Annotated in this window: 4 protein-coding genes; all 4 read left to right on the top strand. The window is 37.6% G+C overall.

The features are described from left to right. Positions 1–224 precede the first annotated feature (224 nt). The 4 genes from VKY47_RS14450 (at position 225) to VKY47_RS14435 (ending at position 3,179) form a co-directional block, all read left to right on the top strand. Positions 225–848: a hypothetical protein gene (locus VKY47_RS14450; RefSeq protein WP_324310384.1), complete on the top strand. Its 624-nt coding sequence runs from the start codon at positions 225–227 to the stop codon at positions 846–848. A 334-nt stretch (positions 849–1,182) separates the two neighbouring features. Next, positions 1,183–1,458, top strand: coding sequence for an AbrB/MazE/SpoVT family DNA-binding domain-containing protein (locus VKY47_RS14445; protein ID WP_324310382.1), 276 nt, complete (start codon positions 1,183–1,185; stop codon positions 1,456–1,458). Continuing rightward, on the top strand, positions 1,451–1,840 hold the full coding sequence (locus VKY47_RS14440) for a putative toxin-antitoxin system toxin component, PIN family (protein ID WP_324310380.1): 390 nt from the start codon (positions 1,451–1,453) through the stop codon (positions 1,838–1,840). Before VKY47_RS14445 ends, VKY47_RS14440 begins: the two co-directional genes overlap by 8 nt. A 268-nt stretch (positions 1,841–2,108) precedes the next feature. Next, positions 2,109–3,179, top strand: coding sequence for an alpha/beta fold hydrolase (locus tag VKY47_RS14435; protein ID WP_324310378.1), 1,071 nt, complete (start codon positions 2,109–2,111; stop codon positions 3,177–3,179). Positions 3,180–3,445: the final 266 nt, after the last annotated feature.

Below are 3,445 nucleotides of genomic sequence, written 5' to 3'. Positions count from 1 at the left end.
CGATATAACGAAATGTCGCTTTGCTCCATTTCGCTATATCGGGCCGCGGGTCAAGCCCGCTGCTATGCATCTGTGGCTAAGCGCCACATCGCATATCAGCAGGTTTTCAAAATCCCTTCGGCAAGTGCAAGCACTAGGCCTCATTGACTTCGGAAACCCGCGGCCCGTTATGTGAAATAGTGGCATGTTATTAGGGTTTGTTTTGAGAGGATGAAGGGAAAAACATGAATGATGATCTTCCTGAGTTTTGGAGTTTTAACAGATCTAGAGATGAATCTTTAATAAGAACAGAGGATCTTCAATGGCGTGGTCCATTTTCTTGGATAGGATTTGGGCAAAACAATAAACTTCAGCCAACACCAAATGTATCTGGAGTTTATTTATTTACTTTTGAATATAGAGATGGATACATCTTGCGTTCTGTGGGAATTACAAACTCGATGAAAAGGCGGTTTTCTCAACATACTCGCGAATATTTGGAAGGAAATTATACTATTCTTGATGTTGAATATGCAAAAGTTGGCATACGGAAGGAAATATGGCATGGTTGGGGATATGCAAAGAGACATCGGGATGAATTTTTAAAGCATAAGAACTATATATTGCCTTTTATTAAAAAAGAACTTGAAGCTTATAGAATATTTATCACCGAAGTCGATGATAAAAGAATGAGAGAAAGACTCGAATTTGCTATAGTTCATAGTATTTACGGTTCAAAAGAGCCTTGGTCAAACTTGATCGATGGCGGGATGGCTTTACGTGGAAGGTTTAATTGTGAAATTCCAATTGAAGTAAGGAATGTTTGTTCATCTAAAATATATGGACTACCAGAAAAACTGGAAATATAAAAGTATATTTATGGATAGAGAAGACTATGGATTTTCCGGGTGGAGCTAACGATGTCAATGCCACTACTTCACATAACAACGGGGTTCCCGGCTTCGTTCCCTTCGGTCACTCCGACCTATATTGCCGGGCCTAAGCCAGGTCTGGCCGGCACCGCCTTTAATAAAGGCAAGCATTAGGGTTTAGTTGGTGCCTCTAAGGCCCGGCAACATCGGGAACCCGAAACGTTATGCGAAACATCATAAATCGGGCGAAAAGATGTATTGTAGGAAAGGCCTTTGGTGCATATAATAGAAGTAAAGAATGTAAAGAAAGTAAAACAGGAGGAATAACATCATGGAAATATCCCGGATATCATCAAAAGGCCAAGTTACCATACCCATTGATATTAGAAAAAGATTGAACCTTAAAGAAGGAGATAAAGTAATATTTTTTGAAGAAAATGGTAGAGTGTTTATAGCAAATGCCTCACTAGTTGCTTTAAAAAGGATGGAGAAAGTAATGGAAGGCAAAGCAGAGAAGGCTGGTATTAAAAATGAAGACGATGTGGTTGCCCTTGTAAAGGAGGTGAGAAGAGAATTATGGGAGAAAAACTATGAGAATAATGACTGATACCAATATCATTATTTCCGCTTTTCTTTTCCCGAACTCCTTGACAAGAAAAATGTTAGAAAAAATTGGTGTTCAAGATCAACTAATTTTATGTTCGTATATTATCGAAGAACTTTATGCTGTATTCAAGAGGAAATTTCCGGAGGAAATAGATTCTCTTGATTTCTTTTTATCTGAATTGGCATTTGAATTAGTCTATACCCCGAAGAGAATAAACGTTAGTGATTACCCTGACATAAGAGATGAAAATGATCTTCCTATTCTTGTGTCAGCAATAATGGGTGAAGTAGATGTGTTTATAACCGGTGATAAAGATTTTAACTGTATTGATATAGAAAGGCCTCGAATTATCTCGCCTAAAGATTTTAGTGAAATGTATTAAAAATGGGGTAATGATGCATCGCATAACACGGCATTCAAGCTTGCGGGGCGCGGTTTGAAAAAACAGAAGAGCGCCTACGGAAGTATTTATTCATGAAGTGAATCAGTAAAGAAAAATCATGAAGAGTACGCGCCCACATTGCCTAACCTAACCGCAGTCGCGGCCGCCGGAGGGTGGAAAAGAAAGAATACGGCTTAAAGTTAGGCAACGTCAGGAATCCGTAACGTTATATGCAATCGACCATTAGACGTAAAGAGGAAAAATTAAAATGATAAGAAGTGAAATAGCACGGAATCTCTCTATCGCCTTGATATTCGTTGTATTATTAGTGGTTGTGACTTCATGCATAAGTTATACGCCCAAAATTTACAATGATAATGGTATATCTGAATTTAGGGAAATTGAAATTGGTGATGTTTTACAAACTATATTAATAAGAGGAAATGATCAAACAAACCCTATCTTACTATATTTGCATGGAGGGCCAGGAACTACAGAGTTAATACCATTTAGAATGTTCCAATCTGACCTGGAGAATTATTTTACCGTTGTTACATGGGAACAAAGAGGTGCGGGAAAGTCCTTTTCTCCGAAAATACCCTTAGAAACAATGACAATTGATCAATTTATTCAGGATACGCATGAATTAACGAATTATTTATTGAAGGAATTTAATCAAGACAAATTATTGATCGTGGGTCATTCATGGGGATCCGCTCTTGGACTTATAGTTGTTAGCAAATATCCAGAGTTGTATTTTGCTTATGTTGGTTCAGGTCAAATGGTTAATCAAAAAGAAGGGGAAAATATTTCATATCATCATTTAATCACAGTAGCACGTGAAAATCAAAAAGCATATGATGAGTTGCTCTCTCTGAACGAACCTGAGCCATACTTAACTATTGATGAAAATGGTAGTTGGTTTGAGAAAATAAAGGTACACAGAAAATGGCTGGTAAGATTAGGGGGAGAAATCCATAATCAATATGACTATTCACTATTATTCAATTTAAAAACATTTCTGGCTCCTGAATATACTTTAATTGATTTCATCAGGTTTGGGCGAGGGAGTATTTTTTCATTAAAAACAATGTGGCCACAAATAATGGAATTAGATTTTTTTCTGCAAATTCCAGAAATTAATCTGCCTATTTTCTTCTTACAAGGTAGACATGACTATAACACACCTTCAGCATTGGTAGACAGCTATTACAATCAAATAGTAGCATCTGAAAAATTTCTAATATGGTTCGAAAATTCAGGTCATCACCCAATGTATGAAGAGCCCGATAAGTATAGCAAATTCTTGATAGAAAATGTTTTACCAAGAACTAAATAGTCTTGCTGGAAATGGTCGACTGCATATAACACGGCGTCATGCGCGGCGCTCCCTTTGGTCGCTTGGGCTTCGCCACATTTTCACCTTCGCTACGCTATGGTGAAAACGTCGCATACGCCGGGAACGATATATGAAATTGTCAGCCCAAGATAATGGTTTGCAGTAATCTCAATCGCATCCGTCCTGGGGGCTAGAAGTCAATAAAATCTGGTATAATATATTTAGAAAAAAAGATCGAGAAAGAGGTGTGATAATGTGAACAAAGA

Origin of the sequence: Xanthomarina sp. (assembly GCF_035306705.1) — a bacterium.
Classification (GTDB): domain Bacteria; phylum Bacteroidota; class Bacteroidia; order Flavobacteriales; family Flavobacteriaceae; genus Xanthomarina.
This window is presented reverse-complemented; position numbering and strand designations above follow the sequence as displayed.

Bases quoted from the DNA above. Each gene is read 5' to 3' on its own strand.
- VKY47_RS14450 (WP_324310384.1), top strand. From the start codon at position 225: ATGAATGATGATCTTCCTGAGTTTTGGAGTTTTAACAGATCTAGAGAT.
- VKY47_RS14445 (WP_324310382.1), top strand. From the start codon at position 1,183: ATGGAAATATCCCGGATATCATCAAAAGGCCAAGTTACCATACCCATT.
- VKY47_RS14440 (WP_324310380.1), top strand. From the start codon at position 1,451: ATGACTGATACCAATATCATTATTTCCGCTTTTCTTTTCCCGAACTCC.
- VKY47_RS14435 (WP_324310378.1), top strand. From the start codon at position 2,109: ATGATAAGAAGTGAAATAGCACGGAATCTCTCTATCGCCTTGATATTC.